This is a genomic window from Micromonospora yangpuensis, assembly GCF_900091615.1.
GTDB lineage: Bacteria > Actinomycetota > Actinomycetes > Mycobacteriales > Micromonosporaceae > Micromonospora > Micromonospora yangpuensis.
In genome coordinates this window covers 2,555,305-2,575,174 of the sequence record NZ_FMIA01000002.1, presented here as the reverse complement: position 1 = coordinate 2,575,174, position 19,870 = coordinate 2,555,305, and the positions used below count along the sequence as shown (strand labels likewise).

Sequence of the window (19,870 nt, the reverse complement as noted above, 5' to 3'; positions counted from 1 at the left end):
TCGCGGAACGGCCAGGGTACGTCCGGCCAGCAATGAAACTGTCGACGCACTCCACGACCCTGCGCCGCGCGGCCCGCAGCCTCTTCGGCTGGACCCAGCTGCGGCCCAACCAGCTCGCGGCCATGCGGGCGGTGATGAAACGGCGCGACGCCCTGGTGGTGCTGCCCACCGGCGCCGGCAAGTCGGCGATCTACCAGATCCCGGCCAGCCTGATCCCCGGGCCGACGGTGGTCATCTCCCCGCTGCTCGCCCTGCAGCAGGACCAGATCGCCGCCCTCAACGAACGCCAGCGCCCGGAACTGCGGGCGGTCCGGGTCAGCTCGAACGAGTCGGCCAGCCAGCAGGCGGAGGCGATCGCCGAGGTCCGCGAGGGCCGCGCGGAGTTCCTCTTCATCACCCCCGAGCAACTGGCCAACCCGGACCGGATGGCCGAGGTCCGTGAGTTGGCGCCGGCGCTCGTGGCGATCGACGAGGCGCACTGCATCTCGGCCTGGGGACACGACTTCCGCCCCGACTACCTGGCCCTGGGGCACCTCATCGAGGGCATCGGCCGCCCGCCGGTGGTCGCGCTGACCGCCACCGCCTCCCCACCGGTACGCGACGACATCATCGCCCGGCTCCGGCTGCGCGACGCCGAGGTGGTGGTCTCCGGACTGGACCGGCCGAACCTCTTCCTCGAGGTGGCGCACTGCCCCACCGAGGACTACCGGTGGCGGCGGCTGATCGCGCTGCTGCGCGACGACGGGCGCCCCGGGATCATCTACGTGCCGACCCGCCGGTCCGCCGAGGAACTGGCCGCCCGGCTCACCGACGCGGGTTTCCCGTCGAAGTACTACCACGGCGGGATGCCGAACGGGCAGCGCAACGAGCTGCACGAGGCGTTCCTCGCCGACCAGGTGCCGATCATGGTGGCCACCTCGGCGTTCGGCATGGGCATCGACAAGCCGAACATCGCCTGGGTGGTGCACATGGCGCTGCCCGACTCGCCGGACAGCTACTTCCAGGAGATCGGTCGCGCCGGGCGCGACGGCGAGCCGGCCCGGGTGCTGCTGCTGTGGCGGGCCGAGGACGTCGGGTTGCAGCGCTTCTTCAGCGGCGGCCTGCCGAACGTCACCGAGCTGCAGGAGCTGGCCGCGCTGGTGCGCAGCAAGCCGGCGACCAAGAAGGACCTCAAGGCCAGCACCGGCCTCGGCCCCCGCAAGCTGGCCCAGCTGCTGGCCCTGCTGGAGCAGGTCGGTGCGGTCGAGCCACGCAAGAAGCAACGCCTCGGCACCCCCCGGTACGCGCCGCAGCCGGCCGACGCGGCGGCGGCGGCCCTGGCCGAGGCGGAGCGCCAGCAGGCGGTCACCCGGTCCCGGACCGACATGATGCGGGCCTTCGCCGAGACCTCCGGGTGCCGTGGGCAGGCGCTGCTTGCCTACTTCGGCGAGCAGATGACCGAGGTGTGCGGGCACTGCGACAACTGCCACGCCGGCACCAGCGTCGCCGACGACGGCGCGAGCGGCCCGTTCCCGGTGCACAGCCAGGTCCGCCACCCGGAGTGGGGCCCCGGCATGGTGCTCAACTACGAGGAGGACCGGATGACGGTTCTCTTCGACGAGGTCGGGTACAAGACGTTGTCCGTGCCCGTGGTGTCCGAGCAGGGTCTGCTGACCCTGAGCTAGCGTGTTCCCGCGCGCGCCCGCCGGCACCGCACAGCTTCCGGCGGGCTCACGTTTCAGGTGCAGTCACAGGTGAGAGGGGCGTTGTCGTGATCGAACAGCCGGCGTACACCGGGTTCGGCTTCTCCGACGAGGAATGGGGGCTGCTGGTCGGCCTGCCGCAGTCGGTGCTGACCGCGGCGAGCGCCGCCGAGTCCGACAGCACCCGCCGGACGATGGCCGAGAACGCGGCCGGGCTGGAGACCATCTCCGCCGGCCGGGGCTCGGCCAGTCCGCTGGTGGCCGCGGTCGCCGGTGAGATCGTCCTGCGGGTCGGTGACCCGGAGGCCGGCGCGGAGCTACCGGTCGTCTCCCCCGCCGACCCGGGCGTGCTGATCGACGACGTGCTGCACCGGGCCAGCAAGGCCGCCACCCTGCTGACCGCGAAGGTCGACGAGGGTGAGGCCGGGGCGTACAAGCACTGGCTGGTGGAGATCGCCGAGCAGGTGGTGGGGGCGGCCTCCACCGGCGGTCTGCTCGGCCTCGGCGGCGAGCAGGTAAGCGCCTCGGAGCGACGCTTCCGCGACCGGTTGGCCCAGATCCTCAACGACTGAACCCCACTGCCGTCGTCGACCCCCGGTGTCCGGGTGGTCCCGGGCGGTCACCGGACGACACGTTCGGTGACCGCCCTCGTCTCGTATGGTCACCTGACCAATGGGGACAATGGGCCCGACGGCTCGCGCCACTGGGGGAGGCAGAACGACAATGTTGTCCCGAGACACCATCGACACCCGGCAGGTGCCGGCAGCCGAACGCTTCGGGCTCTGGCTCGACATGGTCGCCCGTACCTCGGTGCCACTGCGCATCCGCACCGAACACGCCCACGACTTCGCCGCCTGGGCCGAGGTCACCGAACTGGGCCCGATCCGACTCCTGCGCTACGAGTACCCGTCGCTGGACGCCCAGCGCAACGAGCTGCTGGTCCGCCGGTCGGACCCGGAGCACTACCTGCTCGCCCTGACCATCCGGGGCAACAGCTCGTTGAGCCAGGCCGGCCGGTACAACGCGATCTCCGCCGGCGAGTTCACCTTCTACGACACCTCGCGCCCGCACGAGGTGTGCCACCACGGCATCGGCGACGACGCCGCCTCGTCCATCGTGGCGCTGATCCCGTACTCGGCGGTTCCGCTGTCCCAGGACCGGCTCGTCCCGCTCTTCGCCGGCCGGATGTCCGGCAGCGAGGGCATCGGCGCCCTGCTGGCGCAGTACCTGGTGCAGCTCACCAGCCATCCCGAGCAGTACCACGACGCCGACGCCAGCCGGCTCGGCGGGGTGGGGCTCGACCTGGTCACCACGATGCTCGGTCGGCACCTGGTCGCCGAGGACGCGGTGCCCACCGAGGTACGCCGACGTGCGTTGCTCGCCCAGGTGCAGTCCTACATCCACCAGCACCTCGGCGACGCCACCCTCAGCCCGCAGGTCGTCGCGGACGCCCACCACATCTCGGTGCGGTCCCTGCACCGGCTCTTCGAGGCCGAACAGTCCACCGTGGCGGCGTACATCCGGGGGCTGCGGCTGGAGCGGTGTCGCCGGGACCTCGCCGACCCCGCCCTGCACAGCCGGCCGATCGCCACGATCGCCGCCCGGTGGGGCTTCGCCGACAAGGCCCACTTCAGCCGGGCGTTCCGGGCCGCCCACGACACCACCCCGCAGGACTGGCGCCGCCGGCAGTCCGACTCGTCACGGATCGTCAACCGGCGGGCATCCACCGTCAACCCGGTCAGGGCAGACTGAGTCCATCGCGGTCACCGGTCCGCAAGTTCGGGTGACCGTCAACGGGGGGCCGTGGCGAGGCGCTCGCCGCCGCACGGTGGCGAGCGGCCCGCCCGGTCAGTCCTCGGCCAGCAGATCGAGCACCGCCCGTTCGGCATCCTGGCGGGACGTCCCCGGTGTCACCGGCACCACCGCCCCGTCGTGGTACAGGTCGACCACCCGGGGATCGACGTAGGACGTCCGGGCCACCGTCGGGGTGTTGCCGAGCAGCTCGGCCACCTGGCGCATCACCGCCGCCACGGTCCGCCGCCGCGCGGTCGTCGAGCGCGCCCGACCGGGGTTTGGCAGCTCGGTCGCGGCCAGTTCGGCAGTGGCCAGCTCGGTCGCGGCCAGCACGGTGGCGTGCCAGGTCCGGAAGTCCTTGGCGGTCATCTCCCCGCCGCTGGCGTCGCGCAGGTAGTCGTTCACCTCGTCGCTGCGTACGTCCCGCCAGCTCCGACCGTCCCAGTAGCCGAAGAGCCGGTCCGCCCGGCGGCGGCTGCGACGCAGGTTGGTGAGCACCCGGCACAGTTCGGGATCCTCGACCCGGCGCACCTGGGCGAGACCACCCTTGGCCGGGAACTCGAACACCACACAGCCCTGCCGGGACCGGGCGTGCTCGGGACGCAGGGTGGCCACCCCGAACGTGGGTTCGTCACCGGCGGCGTACTGGTCGCTGCCGATGCGGAACATCCCCATGTCCAGCAGCCGGGTCACCGTGGCCAGCACCCGGTCCCGGTTCAGCCCCCGGGTGCCGAGGTCCCGCCCGACCCGCTCGCGCAGCACCGGCAACCGCCGGGCGACGTCCAGCACGTGGTCGAACTTCGCCTCGTCCCGCTTGCGTCGCCACTGCGGGTGGTAGACGTACTGCCGCCGGCCGGCGGCGTCGACGCCGACGGCCTGGATGTGCCCGTTCGGGTACGGCGAGATCCAGACCTCCCGCCAGGCGGGCGGGACGACCAGCGCCCGCAGCCGGGCCAGTTGGTCCGCGTCGCGCACCGGCGCACCGGCCGGGTCGACGAAGAGCCAACCCCGGCCGCGTCGCCGCCGCCCGTACCCCGGTCCGCCGGGGTCACTTCGCCGCAACCGCACCGGGCCCCCGTACCGCCTGATCCACCTCGTCCACGGCGGCCAGCACCTGGGCGACGTCGAGCCCCGCCAGCCGGGCGTCGAGGTCACCGGCGGACGCGTCGGCCCCGGGTGCGCCGCGCAACGCCCGGTGCCAGGGTCGGTCCACCGGTGGCCCCCACCGGTGCGGCGACACCGGCCCGAACAGCACCACCGACGGGGTGCCGTAGCCGGTGGCCAGGTGGGCCACGCCGGTGTCCCCGCTGACCACCAACCGGCCGTGGGCGACCAGGGCGGCGAGCCCGGCCAGGTCCGTCCGCCCGGCGAGCACCGCCGTGTCGGGCAGTCCCGCCTGGTACGCGACCCGCCCGGCCAGCTCCCGCTCGGCCGCCGAGCCGGTGACCACCACCCGGTGCCCCCGCCGGGACAGCACCCGGGCCAGGGCGGCGAAGCGGGCGGCCGGCCAGCGCTTGGCCGGGATCTTGCTGCCGGGGTGCACGACGGTGACCCCGGTCGGTGTGCCGGGCACCGCCGGCCGCAGCAGCGCCAGGTCGTCGGGGTCGGCCGGGATGCCGTACCAGTGCAGCAGCCGGCACCAGCGACGGACCTCGTGTTCGGCGTCCCGCCAGAGCGGGCCGTCGTGGTGGCCGGCCTCGGGACACCGGAAGGCGAGCAGCCGCTGCGGGCGCCCGGCGGCGAGCAACCGGTGCGACTGCGGGCCCCGGCCGTGCAGGTTGACCGCGACCACCGCGGCGACGGACTGCCCCGGCGCGGTCAGCCCGTCCAGCGGCAGCAACCGGTCGACGCCGCCTACCAGGTCGGCCAGCGGGGCCAACCAGCCCGGTGCGGCCAGCACCAGCTCCCGGTCCGGGTGGGCGGCCCGCAGCCCACGCAGCGCCGGCACGGCCGTGGCCAGGTCACCGACGCCGAGGGCGCGCAGCGCCAGGATCACGGGTACGACGTCTCCTGCTCGGCACAGACCACCAGCTCACGGACCGCGCAACCGGGCGGCTGGGAGAGCGCGAAGAGCACCGCCGCCGCGACGTCGGCCGGCTCGTTGAGCGCCGCGTCCGGACCGGGCCGGTACCGCTCGTCCCGCGCGTCGAAGAACCGGGTACGCATGCCGCCGGGAATCAGCAGCGTCACCCCGACCGAACCGGCCAGCTCCGCGGCGAGCGACCGGGTGAAGCCGACCACCCCGAACTTCGCCGCGCAGTACGCGGTGGCGTCGGCGACGGCCTTCACGCCCAACGTGGAGGCGACCGTGACGACGCTGCCCCGGGAACGTTCCAGGAACGGCAGGGCGGCGCGGACCACCGCGACGGTGGCGAACAGGTCGACGGTGACGATCCGCTCCCACTCCTGCCGGGACAGCTCGGCCAACCTGCCGGGCACGTCCACTCCGGCGGCGGTCACCACCGCGTCGAGGCCACCGGCGTGTTCGGCCAACTGCCGGGTGCCCTCCTCGGCGGCGGCGGTGTCGGCCAGGTCGCACTCCCGCCAGGGCACCCCGTCGCCGGGGGGCTGCCGGTCGAGCACCAACGGCTGCCCGCCCGAGCGGGCCACGGCGGCGACCACGGCGGCGCCCAACCCGCTGGAGCCACCGGTGACCAGCACGGTCGGCCCGCTACCGGGCGTCACCGCGCTCACCGGGTCCGCTCCGCGTGCCGGCCGACCGGCTGCGGCCCGGCCCCGTCGGGTGATCCGGCCCGGTCCGGTGATCCGGCCCGGTCCGGTGGGACGGCTCGGTCCGGTCCGGTGACCCCGGTGGCGCGGCCCGGTCCGGTGACTCCGGTGGCGCGGGCGGTGGCGATCAGGTCGGTGGTGGAACGACCGGCCAGGTACGGCACCACCACGGTGTGCCCGCCCCACCGGCGCAGGATCTCGGCCTCCGGCAGGACCGGCTCGTCACCGACCCCGCTGGCGTAGTCGCCACCCTTGACCCAGACGTCCGGCCGGAGCCAGGACAGCGCCGCGTGCGGCGTCGACTCGTCGAAGACCACCACGGCGTCGACGCAGCTCAGCGCGGCCAGCAGCCGACCACGGTCGGCCTGGGTCACCACCGGCCGGTCCGGCCCCTTCAACCCGGCCACGCTGGCATCGGAGTTCAGACAGACGATCAGGCAGTCGCCGAGCCCCCGGGCGGCCTGCAGCGTCGCCAGGTGACCGGCGTGCAGCAGGTCGAAGCAGCCACCGGTGGCGACCACGGTGCCACCGGCGGCCCGTACCTCGGCCGCCACGGCGGCGGCCGCGCCGATCCCGACCCGTTCCCCGTCGGTCGGCACCGACGCCGGACGGCCCGTCGGTGCCGGTGGCCGGACCGTGCCCGGCAGGGCGCCGGCCACTCCCCCGCCCGCCACGTACGCCGAGGCCTCGACCACCGCCTGTTGCACCGCCTCGGAGACCAGCGCCCCCCGGGCCAGGGCGACCGTCGCGGTGGCCGCGAACCGGTCACCCGCGCCGCAGGTGTCCCCCTCGGCGTTGGCCGGCGTCGGCACCATCAGGGGCGTCGAATCGGCGTGGCAGAGCAACGCGCCGTCCCCGCCGAGGGTCACCGCGACCGCGCCGGCCCGCCAGCGTTCCCGCAGGCTCTGCGCCCCCCGTTCGGCGGTGGCCAGTCGGGACGCCCCCGGCGGCACCTTGGCCAACTCGCGCACCTCCGACTCGTTCGGGGTGGCCAGGTGCACCCCCGGCACCGGCGTCGGCCCACGGGGATGCGGGTCCCAGACCACCGGGGCCCGGGTCGCGGCGAGCGCGGCCCGCACCGCCGGATGCTCGGCCACCCCCCGGCCGTAGTCGCTCACCAGGATCGCCGACGCGGTGGCCAGCAGCCGCAGCACCGCCTCGCCCGGCTCGCCGGGCTCCCCGGCGCTTCCGCCCCGGTCGTGCCGCAGCAGCACCCGCCCTCGGGCCCGCAGCCGCACCTTCTCCGGCGTGGTGCCGTCCAGCGCGAGGGGATACACCTGCACCCCCGCCGCGTGCAGCAGGCTGCTCAACCGCGCCCCACCGGCGTCGTCGGCCAGGGCGGTCACCAGCGCCACCTCGGCGCCCGCCGCGGCGGCGAAGACCGCGGCCAGGCCCGCCCCGCCGGGTCGGTCCACGTACGCGGTCTCGTCGAGCACCGGCACCGGCGAGTCCGGACAGAGCCGGTTCACCACCCCCTCGACGTCCCGGTCCAGCAGGGTGTCCCCGACCACCACCACAGGTCCCGCCACGTTCGCCTCCTCGTCGGTCTCGTGCGCCGGTGCCGGCCACGTCACGTCCTGGGCTCCGCTTCGGTGGGATCGCCGACGACCACCTCGACCCCGGTACGCACCGGCCCGCCCGCCGGTGCCCGCGCGCCAGCCGGGGCCGCCCCGGCACGGGCGGCCAACACCGCCGGCAGGGCCCGTTCCAGGTACTCGCAGAGCAGGTGGGTGGAGACCAGGTGCAGCTCCTGCACCACCTGGCTGTCCGGCGAGTCGATGGCCAGGCTCTCGTGGCAGGCGTCGGCCAACGGGTTGGGCGTGGGGCCGGTGAAGGCCCAGCAGCGCAGGCCGGCGTCCCGGCCGGTACGGGCGGCGGTGAGCAGGTTCGGGCTGGTGCCGCTTGTCGACATCAGCAGCAGCACGTCCCCCGGGCGGCCGTGGGCGCGTACCTGCCGGGCGAAGGCCTGTTCGTAGCCGTAGTCGTTGGCGATGGCGGTGAGCGCCGAGGTCTCGGCGTGCAGGGCGATCGCCGACAGCGGTTCGCGTTCGTCGCGCAGCTTGCCGACGAGTTCGGCGGTGAGGTGCTGGGCCTCGGCGGCGCTGCCCCCGTTGCCGGCCACCAGCAACCGCCCGCCCGACCCCAGGTGCCCGGCCAGGTCCGCACCCCACCTGGCCAGCACCCGCGCCGAGGTGCGGTACGGCAGCAGGGCGGCGGCCAACCCGGCCAGGTGTGCCTCCAGCGGGGTCCCGGCGTCGGCCGGCTCGATCGGGGCGGCCGACATCAGGCCACCACCCGGGTCGGCCGGCGGACCGCGGCGACCTCGCCGTAGACCTCCAGCAGCCGTTGGGCGGCCACCGCCCAGGAGTAGCGTCGGCGGGCCCGGTCCAGGGCGGCGGTGGCGTAGGAGAACCGGCGGATCCGGTCGCCGAGCAGCCGCTGGATCGCGGTGCCCAACGCCTGCGGGTCCCGGGCCGGGACCAGGTCACCGGTCACCCCGTCGACCACGGTGTCCTTGATCCCGCCGACGGCGGTGCCGACCACCGGTACCCCGCAGGCCATCGCCTCCAGCGGGGTGAGGCCGAACGGCTCGTACCAGGGGGCGGCCACCAGCACGTCTGCGGAGCGGTACCAGCGGCCCATCTCCTCCCGGGGCACCGCGCCGACCAGGCGGACCCGGTCGGCGACCCCGCACGACCCGGCCAGCGCCCGCAGCCGCCGGGCGTACGGGTCGGTCTCCAGCAGCCCGGCGGGGGGACCACCCACCACCACGCACTCCGCGTCGGGCACCAGCGCCATCGCCCGCACGACCGTCTGGAAGCCCTTGCGTTCCACCAGCCGGCCCACGGTGAGCACCCGGGCCCGGTCCGACTCGACCTCGGCGGCCGGGCCCAGCGGGGCGAACGTGCCCAGGTTCACCCCGGACGGGATCACCGTCATCCGCGACCGGGGCACCCCCAACCGGACCAGCTCCCCCACCTCGTCCTGGCACTGGGCGATCACCCGGTCCACCGACCGTCCCAACTGGAGCTCGTAGCCGATCCGCCGGGCCGGGCTGGTGTCCTGCACGCCCTGGTGGCGGCGTTTGACCGCACCCAGGGCGTGGTACGTCTGCACCACCGGCACCCCGGTGTCGCGGCCGGCGGAGAGCGCGGCCAGACCGCTCATCCAGAAGTGCGCGTGGATCACCTCGGGCACCCAGTCGCCGCCCCGCCACCGGTCGACAAGCCACCGGCCGAACGGCTGCATGTACGGCAGCAGCGCGTCCTTGGCCAGCGGTTCGGCCGGTCCGGCCGGTACGTGCACCACGTCGTAGCCGTCCGGGGCCCGTACCGTGACGGGCAGGTCGACGGCGTCGCGGCGGGTGTAGACGCGTACCTCGTGGCCGGCGGCGACCAGCGCGGCGGAGAGTTCCGCGACGTGCGTGTTCTGGCCACCGGCGTCCTCGCCGCCGAGGACGGCGAGCGGGCTGGCGTGCTCCGAGATCATCGCGATCCGCATACTTCCTCCTCCAGCAGCCGATCCCAGTCCGCGAGGAAACGGTCCAGGCCGTAGCGGGCCCGCGCGGCGGCCCGGGCCTCGGCCCCGGCCCGGCGGGCCGCCGCCGGATCGGCGATGAGCCGTCCGGCGGCCTCCAGCAGGTCGTCGATCCGGGTGGAGACCGCACCCGCCTGCGGCGGTACCGCCCGCCCGGCCTCGGTGGCGGCCAGCGCGACCACCGGCATGCCGATGGTCATCGCCTCGACCAGGCTCAGGCCCAGCGAGGTCCACCGGCACAGGTGCAGATACGCCCGCCGGCGCGCCAACTCGGCGTGCATCCGGGCCTGCGGCACGTCGTCGTGGCTGCTCAGTCGGGTCGCGGGCAGGCCGAGGTGGTCGGCCAGCCCGGCCACCCGCAGGCCGTAGACGTCCAACGGGGCGATCTCGGCGAAACGCGACAGCAGGTCGGTGCCGGTGACCCGCCAGCGCCGCACGGGTTCGTTGATCACCACGGCGAGCCGGTCGAGTTCGCCGGTCCACTCGACCGCGGGGGCGACGACCCCGTGCTCGACGACCGTGGTGCGGGTGCTGCCGGTGTCCCAGAAGAGGTGGTTGAAGTGGGTGACGTGGCTGACCAGCAGGTCGTCCCGGTCGGCCATCGGGTGGCGGGAGTGCGGGACGTTGCCCTCCTTCGGGGTGTTGTGCTCGACGTAGACGGCGGGCAGGTCCCGGCCGGGCCGGCGGCCGGTCCAGCGTTCGACGAGGTCGAGCTCCTCGGGCCGTTGCAGGATGACCACGTCGACCGGGGCGGTGGACAACCCGTCCGGGCTGATCTCGCGGGCGGAGTCCGGCCACGGGTAGGTGCGCGCCCGACCGAGCCCGTACGGCCCCCGCTCCGGCGTGGTGGGGATGAGGTAGTCGTGCCGGCCGTGCACGAAGGACGTGGTCCAGGAGCCGTGCACGTGCCACAGCAGGATGTTCATCGCCGGCCCCCGGCACTGCCGCGCGCCACCGCCCGGCCACCGGTGACGACGGCCTCCGGCCCCGGTCGACCGGCCGGCACGCCGAGCAGGCGTACCGCGTCGAGGACCCGGCCGGGTTCGATCCCACTCAGGCAGGGATGGCCGGGCACCGGGCAGGTCGCCGCCCGGCTCTGCCGGCACGCGGCGGTGGCGTCGCCGAGGCGTACCGTGGGCACCCGCCACGGGCCCCACTGGCCGAACGGCACCGTCGGGGCGAAGAGGCTGACCACCGGCACCCCGAGCGCGGCGGCCAGGTGCGCCGGCCCGGTGTTGCCGACCACCAGCGCACCGGCCCGGGCGATCACCGCGGCCAGCTCACCGAGCCCGGTCCGGCCCCCCAGGTCGATCCCGGTGGCCCCGGCCACCTGGGCGGTCAGTCCTCTCTCGTGCCGACCACCGGTGACCACCACCCGGTACCCGGCGGCGCTCAGCACGCCGACGATCCGGGCCGCCACCTCCGGCGGGCAGGCGCGGGCACCCACCGACGACCCGGGATGCACCACCAGGTACGGCTCGGCCGGCACCGACGGGTCAGCGGCCGGCCGGTCGATCCGGACCCGCAGCCGGGGCTCGTCGTGTTCCGGCAGCCGGTAGCCGGCGGCGGCGGCCAGCGAGAGGGCACGTTCGGGTTCCGGGATGCCCGGCGGCACCCGGTGCCGTACGTCGAGCAGGCTGCCGGGGTAGTCGTCGCTGATCGCGCTGACCCGTCCGACGCCGGCCATCCGCAGCAGCAGGGCCAGGGGCAGCGGTGACTGGTGGTAGCTGGTGAAGACGACCGCCTCGTCGGCGCCGACGGCGGCCAGCCGGCGGGTGAGCGCGGTCAGCTCCGTCGCGTCGACCGCCCCGGGCGCGGGGTCGATCCAGGGCAACGGGTGTTCGAGCACCTCGTCGACGCCGGGCAGCAGGTCGGCGGCGGCCCGTCCCCGGGGGCCGCAGAGCAGCACGACCCGGTCGGCGTGGGCGGCGACGGCCCGGATCGCCGGCCCGGTGACCAGGACGTCTCCGGCCGAGTCACTGCGGACCACCAGCACCGTGCCACCCCGGCGGGCCGGGGCGTCGGCGCCCACCCGCTCGATCCGGGACAGGATGTCGTCCACCGCGGCGGTCAGGTCCCCGGCGACCTGCCCGGCAGCGGCGATCTCGGCGGGTCGGGTGGTCGCGGTGGGCACCAGGATGCCGGCCGCGCCCGCCGCACCGGCGGCCACCACGTCGGCGCCGATGTCGCCGATCATCACACAGCGTCGCGGTACGGTGCCCAGCTCCCGCGCCGCGGCCCGGAGCAGTCCCGGTGCCGGCTTGCGGCACCGGCAGCCGTCACCGTCGTCGTGCGGGCAGACCTGCCAGCTGTCGAAGGGGCCCAGCAACTCCTCGACCCGGGCGTTTACCCGAGCCAGGTCGTCGCCGGAGAAGAGCCCCTTGGCCAGTCCCGACTGGTTGCTCACCACACCCAGGCGCAGCCCCGCCGCCCGGAGCCGGTCCAGCGCCGCCCGGGCCCCCGGCACCGGCCGCACCTTCTCCGGGTCACCGTTGTACGGCACGTCCTCGACCAGCGTGCCGTCCCGGTCCAGCAGCACCGCGTCGAAGAGCACCGGGCCGGACAGGCCCCGACCAGCACCGGCGGAAACCCGTGCTGACCTGCGCTGATCCGGCTCCTTGCGGTCCTGTCGCACGGCCGGCGGGTTCCCGGGGCCCCGAGGAGTAAACGTCATCCGCACGGCACCGCGACGCCGCGTCCGCCGGCGGTCGCGGGCACGGAGGACCCGGCACGCACCGCCGCCGGTCAGCGCCTTACCCGCCGCCGTGGAGAAGCTAACCCAGCACCGGGGCATACCCGGCCGGTACGCCGGGTAGCAAGAGGTGGTGGCAATCGTCGAACGCGTGATCCAAGCTCCCCCCCAGCAGGTCTTCGACGTGCTGGCCGACGGGTGGACGTACAGCGACTGGGTGGTCGGCACGGCGCACGTGCGCGACGTGGACGACGCCTGGCCCCGGGTCGGCAGCCAACTGCACCACCGGGCCGGGCCGTGGCCGATCTCCCTACAGGACTCCTCGACGGTGCTGCGCTGCGAACCGCCGTACCACCTCACGCTGCGGGCCGGGCTCTGGCCGGCCGGTGAGGCGGTCGTGGTCTTCACCCTGGAGGCGGTGGGCGACGACGCCACCCTGATCCGCCTCGGTGAGGACTTCGCCGCCGGGCCACTGCGGTGGGTCCGGACCAAACTCAACGACCTGGTGTTGCACCAGCGCAACAAGGAGACCCTGCGCCGGTTGGCCGACATCGCGACCCGACAGAAGGGCGACCAGTGAGCCAGACGGTGGTGGTGACGGGGGCCAGTGCCGGCGTGGGCCGGGCCGTCGCCCGACGGTACGCCGCGCGGGGCGCCCGCCTCGCGCTGATCGCCCGGGGCGCGGCCGGCCTCGACGCCGCCGCCCGGGACTGCCGGGGGCTGGGCGCCGCCGACGTCCGCTGCTACCAGGTCGACGTGGCCGACGCCGGGGCGGTGCAGCAGGCCGCCGACGACGTGGTGCACCACTTCGGCGGCATCGACGTGTGGATCAACAACGCCATGGTGTCGGTCTTCGCGCCGGCCTGGGAGATTCCCGCCGCCGAGTTCCGCCGGGTCACCGAGGTCAACTACCTGGGTACGGTGCACGGCACGCTGGCCGCGCTGCGGCACATGCGGGCCGCCGGGCGGGGCGCCATCGTGCAGGTCGGCTCGGCGCTGGCGTACCGGGGCATTCCGCTGCAGTCGGCGTACTGCGCGAGCAAGCACGCCGTGCAGGGTTTCAACGACTCGCTGCGGGCGGAACTGCTGCACGACTGCCCCGGGGTGAAGCTCTCCATGGTGCAGTTGCCGGCGGTCAACACCCCGCAGTTCTCCTGGGTGCGTACCCGGCTGCCCCGGCACCCGCAGCCGGTGCCGCCGATCTTCGCCCCGGAGCTGGCCGCGCGGGCGGTGGCCTGGGTCGCCGACCACGGTCCGCGTGAGCTGAACGTGGGCGGGCCCACCTGGCGGGCCCGGCTGGGCAACATCCTCTTCCCCGGGCTGCTCGACCGGGGCCTGGCCCGTGGCGGGTACGACAGCCAGCAGACCGACACTCCGATCGACCCGGCCACCTGGCGGGACAACCTGGACCGGCCCGGCGACGACGAGCAGGACCGGGGTGCCGAGGGGGTCTTCGCCGACCAGGCCCGGCAACGGTCGGCGGCGCTCTGGATCGGCACGCACAAGCCCGCGGTGGCCGCGGTCACCGGCACCGTGCTGGCGATGGCCGCAACGGGCCTGCTCCGCCGCCTACGCTGAGCCGGGTTGGGGAGCCTGAGCGAACGGCTCCGAGCAACTGGCTACCCTCTCTGTGAACCCTGTCGGCAAACCGAGGATGTCCGTCATGATCGAACCCGTGCAGTTGCCCTCGCCGTGGCGGGACGTGCGCCTGACCGTCGTGGTCCCCACCTACAACGAGGCGGGCAACCTGCCGGTGCTGGTCGAGCGGCTCCTCGCCCTGTCCCTTCCCGGGTTGCGGGTCCTGGTCGCCGACGACAACTCACCGGACGGCACCGGTGAGGTGGCGGACAAGCTGGCCATCGCGCACCCCGACCGCGTCGAGGTCGTGCACCGGGCCGGTAAGGAGGGCCTGGGCCGGGCGTACGTCGACGGCATCGGCCGGGCCCTCGACGGCGGCGCACAGTACGTGGCGCAGATGGACGCCGACCTGTCCCACCCCCCGGAGGCGCTGCCCGGCATGCTCGGCGCGCTGCTCTCCACCCAGGCCGGTGTGGTGATCGGTTCCCGGTACGTCCCCGGTGGCCAGCTCGACGAGGCGTGGCCGTTGTACCGTCGGGCGCTCAGTGGCTGGGCCAACCTGTACGTGCACACCCTGCTGCGGGTCCGGATCCGGGACCTGACCGCCGGTTTCAAGATCTGGCGCTCCGACGCGCTGCGCGACATCGGGCTGGACCGGGTGCAGTCCAACGGCTACAGCTTCCAGGTCGAGATGCACTACCTGGCCACCAAGCTCGGGCACACCATCCTGGAGGTGCCGATCCGCTTCGAGGAGCGGCGGGACGGCGCGTCGAAGATGACCACCGCCACCAAGATCGAAAGCGCGTTGATGCCGTTCAAGCTGCGCAGCCGGCACCGCCACATCGAGGCCGACCCGAGCACGCGGGACGCCACGCCCGCAGCCCAGAGCAGCGAGCCCGCGCAGGGCGACGTCGCCGTAGCACCGGACAACGAGCCCGCGCAGGGCACCGGTCCGGCGGCACCGGACAGCGAACCCAGGCAGGGCGACGTTCCCGTAGTACCGGACAGCGAGCCCGGGCAGGCGTTCGTAGCGACCACGCAGCTCGCCGAGCCCGTGGGGACGCCCACCGCCACCGCCAGCGACCTCGGCACCGCACCGGAGACCGACACCGCATCGCGCTCCGGCACCGCACCGGACGCCGACACCGCACCGGACGCCGGCACCGCACCGCAGGCCGGCACCGCACCGCAGGCCGGCACCGCATCGCAGGCCGGCGCCGCGACGGACGCCGACACCGGGTCTGCCGGCGCGTCGGCGGCGGACCTGTCCCGCACTGCCGCACCCGCGACCACGGCTCCCGCCGCCCCGTCTGCCACCAGTCCGTCTGCCACCAGCACCGGGACCGACGCCTACCCGGAGGCCGACGGCGCCAACCCGGAGGGCGGCACCGGCCGGGCGGCCGACGCCACCACGGCTACCGGCACCGGCACGGAGGCCGACACCAGCAAGGCCACCGTCACGGCCGACGATGCCACGACGGGGAAGGTCGCACCGGGCGCCCGCGTCGAGGCCGGGGCCGTCCGGGCCACGAAGGCGACCAGGACTCCCCGGGCCACCAAGGCGGCCAAGAGCACGCGGGCCACCCCCGCCCAGAAGTCCCGCTCCGCCGGCACGGGTACGGCCAACCCGACGACGACCAAGGCCACCAAGACGGCCACCGCAGCCAAGACGGCCACCGCAGCCAGGACGACGGGCAGCAAGACGACGGGCAGCAAGACCTCGACGGCTGCCAAGACGCCCACGGTCAGCAAGGCCGCCAGCGCCGCCAAGACGACCCGGAGCCCGGCGTCGGGCCCGGCCGCGAGCGTCGCCAACCCGGGTACGTCCATTCCCGGCACGTCCACCCCGGGCACGTCCACCCCGGGTACGTCCACTCCGGTCACGTCCACCCCGGACGTCGACGCGGGTCCCGACCGCCCGGAGTGACCTCGTCGCAACGCCCCGACCCACCCCGTCCCACTTCCTGACCCACCTGTCCACGCTCCGAGATCAGCCCGCTCGAACACGGATGTGGTGGCCTCGCCCGCTGTAGCGGCCACCATTTCCCGGATCCTGCAGAAGGGCCGAGACACGAGGCAGGGCAGGGGACGAGGCAAAGCACAGACGAGGCAGAGCACGGGACGAGGCAGAGCACGGGACGAGGCAGGGCACGGGACGAGACCGGGCAGGCACGGGGCGCGGGAGGGTCAGGGGTACAGGGCCCGGTTGGCGGTGCTGATCAGGCGGGCGTAGGCAGCACCGGTCAACGCCCGGTCGCGGGCCAGGGCGGCCCGGGCGGCATTCGCGCCCGGTGCGCCGTGCACTCCGCCGCCGGGGTGAGCCGAGGCGCTGGCCAGGTACAACCGGTCCACCGGGGTGTCCGCCCGGCCGAGGCCGGGGATCGGACGCAGGAACAACTGCTGGTACGCCGCGGCCGTGCCGCCGCCCAACGCGCCGCCGACCAGGCTGGGGTTCTCCCGTTCCAGGTCGGCGGGGCCGGCCACGTGCCGCCCGACGACGAGCTGCCGGAAGCCGGGCGCGGCGTCCTCCAGCACCTGTTCCATCCGCGTCACGTGCTCGGCGATCTCGTCGGCCCGCCAGTCCCGGCGGAAGGGCAGGTGGGTGTACGCCCACAGGGACTCCGTACCCGGTGGGGAGTGCTCCGGGTCGGCGGTGGTCATCTGGCCGACCAGCAGGAACGGGTCCCGGGGCAGCTCGGAGCGGGCCAGCGCGGCGGCGTACCCGGTCAGTCCGTCCAGGTCCGCGCCGAGGTGCACGGTACCGGCGGTGGCCACCGCGCGGTTGGTCCACGGTACGGGGGCCGACAGCGCCCAGTCGACCTTGAGGGTGGAGCCGTCCCAGCGGAAGTGCGCCAGGTCCTCGACCAACCGGGGCGGTAGCACCGCCGCGCCGACCAGGTCCAGGTAGAGCGCGGGGGCCGGGACGTCGGCGAGCACGGCCCGGCGGGCCCGCCACAGCGAACCGTCGACGGTACGTGCCCCCATCGCCCGGCCTCGGGCGGTCAGGACGCGGTCGACCCGCGCGTGGTAGCTGATCCGGCCGCCCCGGGCGGTCAGCCGGGCCACCAGCGCGTCGGTGATCTGCTGGGCCCCGCCGACCGGCACCGGCCAGCCGATCTGCTGGCCGAGCATGGCCAGCAGCCACCCGTACACCCCGGAGCCGGCCTCCTCCGGAGCGAGGTCGGTGTGCAGGGCGCAGCCGGCCAGCAGCGTCGGCCCGCCGGCACCGTCGAAGAGTTCGTCGCCCAGCTTGCGTACCGGTACCACGAGCCGCCGGGCCAGCCGGAGGGCGCCCGCGGTGCGCAGTCGGCGCAGCAGGGACAGCCCGCCGCGGACCGGTGGGAAGGGGGTGGTGATCGCGGTCATCATCGGCTCGGCCACCTGCTGCCAGTCGGCGTAGGCGTGCAGCCAGCGGTCGCCGTCGCCGGGGGCGAACGCCTCCAGCGACGCCGCGGTGACCTCCGGGTCCCGGTTGATCACCGCGGCCTGCCCGTCGGGCATCAGGTGGGCCAGCACGTCCGGGGCGTGCCGCCAGCTCAGGCCGTACCGGGCCAGGTCCAGTCCGCGCAGCACCGGGGAGGCGTACCCGAGGGGGTAGAACGAGCTGTAGAGGTCGCTGAGGTAGCCGGGCGCGGTGACCTCGGCGGAGCGGACCGCGCCGCCGGGCGCTCCGGTGGCCTCCAGCACCACCACCTCCCAGCCGGCGTCGGCCAACAGGTTGGCCGCGACCAACCCGTTGTGGCCGGCGCCGACGACGACGGCGTCCACGGTGTGCGTGCCGGAGGAGGTCATCGGATCGGGCTACCCCCGCGACCACCGGGCGAAACGAGTTTGTCCGGCCGGGGCCGGGGCATGCTGCGCGCCATGTACCGGGTGGAGCAGCTCATCGGTGGGGTGTGGGGCGCGGGCGGTACCGGCGGGCAGCAGACGGTGGTCGATCCGGCGGACGGCACGCCGGTCAGCACCGTGCCGGTGGCCACTGCCGACGAGGTGGTCAAGGCGGTCGCCGCGGCCCGGGAGGCGGCGCCCGGTTGGGCGGCGACGGCCCCGGCTGACCGGGCGGCCGCGCTGGTCAGAGCGGCCGCCGCGGTCGAGGCGGCGGCCGAGGATCTGGCCCGGGCCACCACCGCCGAGATGGGCAAGCCCCTGGACGACGCCCGGGGCGGGGTGGCCGCCGGGATCGGCACCCTGCGCCAGTACGCCGAACTCGGCCCGCTGCGCGGCGGTCGTACGCTGCACGGCGCGACGGACGCGATCGACTTCATGACGCCGCAGCCGCGTGGCGTGGTGGCCGTGATCACCCCGTGGAACGATCCGGTGGCGGTCTCCTGCGGGCTGCTCGGCGCGGCGCTGGTCACCGGCAACGTGGTGCTGTACAAGCCCAGCGAGCGCACCCCGGCGACCGGTTGGCTGCTGGCCCGGGCCTTGGACGAGGCGCTGCCCAGCGGGGTGCTGTCGCTGTTGACCGGCGGGGCCGAGGTGGGCGCGGCGCTGGCCGGGCAGGAGGTGGACGTGGTGGCGCACGTCGGTTCCACGGCCACCGGGCGGGCCATCGCGGCGGCCTGCGCCCGGACCGGGGCGAAGGCGCTGTTGGAGAACGGTGGCAGCGACCCGCTGATCGTCGACGCCGGGGTCGATCCGGGCTGGGCCGCCGAGCAGGCGGCACTGGGGGCGTTCGCCAACGCGGGGCAGATCTGCGTGGCGGTGGAGCGCCTCTACGTGCACCGGGACCTGGCCGACGACTTCGTGGCGGCGCTGGTGGAACGGGCCGGGGCGCTGCGGATGGGGCCGGGACGCGATCCGGGGACCGAGCTGGGGCCGCTGGTGGACCGGCGGCACCGGGACCACGTACACGGTCAGGTGACCGCGGCGGTGGCCGAGGGGGCGCGGCTGCGGGTCGGTGGCACGCTGCCGGCCGGACCGGGTGCGTTCTACCCGGCCACCGTGGTCACCGGGTGCACCGACGAGATGGCGCTGGTCCGGCAGGAGACGTTCGGGCCGGTCGCGCCGGTCGTGGTGGTGGACTCGTTCGGCGAGGCGCTCAAGCGGGCCGCCCGGTCACCGTACGGGCTGGCCGCGACGGTGCTCACCGCGTCGATGGGGCACGCCCAGCGGGCCTGGCGGGAACTCCCGGTGGGCACCGTCAAGGTCAACGCGGTCTTCGGGGGCGCGCCCGGGGGTGCCGCCCAGCCGCGCCGGGGCAGCGGCCAGGGCTTCGGGTACGGCCCGGAACTGCTCGACGAACTCACCACCACCAAGGCCGTCCACCTGGAACCCCCCACCCCCACCTGGTGAGGTAAGGAAGGGCCCCCTGTTATCGCTTTCTGATGTACAGGGGACCCTTCCTTACACCTGTCAGCGTTGGCGGGCCTTGCGGGTCTGCCGGTTGTTCTCCTTCTCGATGGCCTTGACCAACTCCGCCTTGGTCATGCTGGAGCGTCCCTTGACGTCCAGCTTGCGGGCCACCTGGAGCAGGTGGTCCTTGCTGGCGTTGGCGTCCACGCCACCGGCCGTGGGGGCCCGCCGGGCCGGACCGCCACCGGCGGCCTGCCGGTCACTGGGCCCCTTGCGCCCCTTGTCCTCCCAGTGGTCGCCCACCTTCTCGTACCGGTGCTTGACCGCGGCGAAGGCGGCACGGTGCGCCCGCTCACCCTCGCCGTACGTCTCGACCGCCGAATCGTGCGTCTTCACCCACGTACGCTGGGCCTTCTCCGGAGAGCGCCGCAGCGTGCTGGGCAGTACCTCGCGCCCGGGCATCTCGTCCTCCTCCGCGTCGCTGGACTGCCAACGAGCGTTCCCCGCAGCGGCTCGGGCAAACTTTTCCCACCGGGACACCGGGCGTGCCGCGTTTGTCGAT

Annotated in this window: 16 protein-coding genes and 1 pseudogene; 7 read left to right on the top strand and 10 right to left on the bottom strand. The window is 74.7% G+C overall.

What is annotated here, in order from left to right; genetic code table 11:
- Positions 1-32: 32 nt before the first annotated feature.
- From GA0070617_RS11730 to GA0070617_RS11720, 3 genes are all read left to right on the top strand, one after another.
- Entirely contained in the window at positions 33-1,664 is a 1,632-nt protein-coding gene (locus GA0070617_RS11730; protein WP_091436420.1) for a RecQ family ATP-dependent DNA helicase, read from the top strand.
- Positions 1,665-1,750: 86 nt separating this feature from the next.
- Complete coding sequence (locus GA0070617_RS11725) at positions 1,751-2,254, top strand: hypothetical protein (protein ID WP_091436418.1); 504 nt, start codon at positions 1,751-1,753, stop codon at positions 2,252-2,254.
- A 151-nt stretch (positions 2,255-2,405) separates the two neighbouring features.
- Entirely contained in the window at positions 2,406-3,434 is a 1,029-nt protein-coding gene (locus GA0070617_RS11720; RefSeq protein ID WP_091436416.1) for a helix-turn-helix domain-containing protein, read from the top strand.
- A gap of 96 nt (positions 3,435-3,530) precedes the next feature.
- Here the strand turns inward: GA0070617_RS11720 and GA0070617_RS11715 are convergent, their stop codons facing one another.
- Genes GA0070617_RS11715 through GA0070617_RS11680 form a run of 8 tightly spaced genes read right to left on the bottom strand, consistent with a single transcriptional unit; the run spans position 3,531 to position 12,378 of the window.
- Entirely contained in the window at positions 3,531-4,544 is a 1,014-nt protein-coding gene (locus GA0070617_RS11715) for a DNA topoisomerase IB (RefSeq protein WP_091436413.1), read from the bottom strand.
- Complete coding sequence (locus GA0070617_RS11710; RefSeq protein WP_091436410.1) at positions 4,525-5,472, bottom strand: glycosyltransferase family 9 protein; 948 nt, start codon at positions 5,470-5,472, stop codon at positions 4,525-4,527. Before GA0070617_RS11710 ends, GA0070617_RS11715 begins: the two co-directional genes overlap by 20 nt.
- Positions 5,469-6,170, bottom strand: coding sequence for an SDR family oxidoreductase (locus GA0070617_RS11705; protein ID WP_091436407.1), 702 nt, complete (start codon positions 6,168-6,170; stop codon positions 5,469-5,471). Before GA0070617_RS11705 ends, GA0070617_RS11710 begins: the two co-directional genes overlap by 4 nt.
- The gene (locus tag GA0070617_RS11700; protein WP_091446265.1) at positions 6,167-7,735 is read right to left on the bottom strand and encodes a PfkB family carbohydrate kinase; all 1,569 of its coding nucleotides are present in this window, start codon (positions 7,733-7,735) and stop codon (positions 6,167-6,169) included. The genes GA0070617_RS11705 and GA0070617_RS11700 overlap by 4 nt, the downstream gene beginning before the upstream one ends.
- A gap of 41 nt (positions 7,736-7,776) precedes the next feature.
- Complete coding sequence (locus GA0070617_RS11695) at positions 7,777-8,490, bottom strand: D-sedoheptulose-7-phosphate isomerase (RefSeq protein ID WP_091436404.1); 714 nt, start codon at positions 8,488-8,490, stop codon at positions 7,777-7,779.
- The gene (locus GA0070617_RS11690) at positions 8,490-9,707 is read right to left on the bottom strand and encodes a glycosyltransferase (RefSeq protein WP_091436401.1); all 1,218 of its coding nucleotides are present in this window, start codon (positions 9,705-9,707) and stop codon (positions 8,490-8,492) included. The genes GA0070617_RS11695 and GA0070617_RS11690 overlap by 1 nt, the downstream gene beginning before the upstream one ends.
- Positions 9,692-10,669: a glycosyltransferase family protein gene (locus GA0070617_RS11685; protein ID WP_091436398.1), complete on the bottom strand. Its 978-nt coding sequence runs from the start codon at positions 10,667-10,669 to the stop codon at positions 9,692-9,694. The genes GA0070617_RS11690 and GA0070617_RS11685 overlap by 16 nt, the downstream gene beginning before the upstream one ends.
- The gene (locus GA0070617_RS11680) at positions 10,666-12,378 is read right to left on the bottom strand and encodes an HAD-IIIA family hydrolase (protein WP_229688305.1); all 1,713 of its coding nucleotides are present in this window, start codon (positions 12,376-12,378) and stop codon (positions 10,666-10,668) included. Before GA0070617_RS11680 ends, GA0070617_RS11685 begins: the two co-directional genes overlap by 4 nt.
- Positions 12,379-12,586: 208 nt before the next feature.
- On the opposite strand from GA0070617_RS11680, the gene GA0070617_RS11675 reads away from it, so the two are divergent.
- The 3 genes and pseudogenes from GA0070617_RS11675 to GA0070617_RS11665 form a co-directional block, all read left to right on the top strand.
- Entirely contained in the window at positions 12,587-13,015 is a 429-nt protein-coding gene (locus GA0070617_RS11675) for an SRPBCC family protein (RefSeq protein ID WP_308472677.1), read from the top strand.
- Positions 13,012-14,013: an SDR family oxidoreductase gene (locus GA0070617_RS11670; protein ID WP_091436393.1), complete on the top strand. Its 1,002-nt coding sequence runs from the start codon at positions 13,012-13,014 to the stop codon at positions 14,011-14,013. The genes GA0070617_RS11675 and GA0070617_RS11670 overlap by 4 nt, the downstream gene beginning before the upstream one ends.
- Before the next feature lie 85 nt (positions 14,014-14,098).
- Positions 14,099-14,860 (top strand): annotated as a pseudogene (locus GA0070617_RS11665) (polyprenol monophosphomannose synthase); the annotation flags it as partial.
- Between the two features lie 1,340 nt (positions 14,861-16,200).
- Here GA0070617_RS11665 and GA0070617_RS11660 read toward each other — a convergent pair.
- On the bottom strand, positions 16,201-17,805 hold the full coding sequence (locus GA0070617_RS11660) for a phytoene desaturase family protein (RefSeq protein WP_091436391.1): 1,605 nt from the start codon (positions 17,803-17,805) through the stop codon (positions 16,201-16,203).
- Positions 17,806-17,877: 72 nt separating this feature from the next.
- Between GA0070617_RS11660 and GA0070617_RS11655 the strand changes: the two genes are divergently transcribed.
- Positions 17,878-19,308 carry an aldehyde dehydrogenase family protein gene (locus tag GA0070617_RS11655; RefSeq protein ID WP_091446260.1) on the top strand — a complete coding sequence of 477 codons (1,431 nt, stop codon included), beginning with the start codon at positions 17,878-17,880 and terminating at the stop codon, positions 19,306-19,308.
- A gap of 60 nt (positions 19,309-19,368) precedes the next feature.
- Here the strand turns inward: GA0070617_RS11655 and GA0070617_RS11650 are convergent, their stop codons facing one another.
- Positions 19,369-19,770: a ChaB family protein gene (locus GA0070617_RS11650; protein WP_091436388.1), complete on the bottom strand. Its 402-nt coding sequence runs from the start codon at positions 19,768-19,770 to the stop codon at positions 19,369-19,371.
- Positions 19,771-19,870: the final 100 nt, after the last annotated feature.

Bases quoted from the DNA above. Each gene is read 5' to 3' on its own strand.
- GA0070617_RS11730 (WP_091436420.1), top strand. From the start codon at position 33: ATGAAACTGTCGACGCACTCCACGACCCTGCGCCGCGCGGCCCGCAGC.
- GA0070617_RS11720 (WP_091436416.1), top strand. From the start codon at position 2,406: ATGTTGTCCCGAGACACCATCGACACCCGGCAGGTGCCGGCAGCCGAA.
- GA0070617_RS11695 (WP_091436404.1), bottom strand. From the start codon at position 8,490: ATGTCGGCCGCCCCGATCGAGCCGGCCGACGCCGGGACCCCGCTGGAG.
- GA0070617_RS11690 (WP_091436401.1), bottom strand. From the start codon at position 9,707: ATGCGGATCGCGATGATCTCGGAGCACGCCAGCCCGCTCGCCGTCCTC.
- GA0070617_RS11685 (WP_091436398.1), bottom strand. From the start codon at position 10,669: ATGAACATCCTGCTGTGGCACGTGCACGGCTCCTGGACCACGTCCTTC.
- GA0070617_RS11660 (WP_091436391.1), bottom strand. From the start codon at position 17,805: ATGACCTCCTCCGGCACGCACACCGTGGACGCCGTCGTCGTCGGCGCC.
- GA0070617_RS11655 (WP_091446260.1), top strand. From the start codon at position 17,878: ATGTACCGGGTGGAGCAGCTCATCGGTGGGGTGTGGGGCGCGGGCGGT.
- GA0070617_RS11650 (WP_091436388.1), bottom strand. From the start codon at position 19,770: ATGCCCGGGCGCGAGGTACTGCCCAGCACGCTGCGGCGCTCTCCGGAG.